This is a genomic window from Treponema primitia ZAS-1, assembly GCF_000297095.1.
Lineage (GTDB): Bacteria > Spirochaetota > Spirochaetia > Treponematales > Breznakiellaceae > Termitinema > Termitinema primitia_A.
In genome coordinates, this window is the sequence record NZ_AEEA01000184.1 from 1 (window position 1) to 303 (window position 303).

1 protein-coding gene is annotated in these 303 nt (G+C 64.7%); it reads left to right on the plus strand.

The window, feature by feature from the left end:
• Nucleotides 1–303: hypothetical protein (locus TPRIMZ1_RS19520; protein WP_010263872.1), on the plus strand; the 303-nt coding region annotated here is incomplete at both ends.

Sequence of the window (303 nt, forward strand, 5' to 3'; positions counted from 1 at the left end):
AGCCTGGACCATCACCGCCACGGCGTATACCAAAGCCCCGCCGACCGTGGCGGCGGCCTGGGGCAGCGCGGAAACCACCATCAAGCCGGAGGGCAATTCGACGGTACCTATCACCCTGGCGCCCTATACGGGGAAAGATGCGGCGCCGGGAAAACTGCGCTATGCCATCGGCATAGGCGGGGACGGGGGCGCCATTGACCGGACGGGGCTTAGTTCCGCCAAGATAACCGTAACGAAAATCAATGCCGACGGCACGGACGGGGAACCGGCCGCCACGAACCTGAGCTGGTCTGTGGACACAAG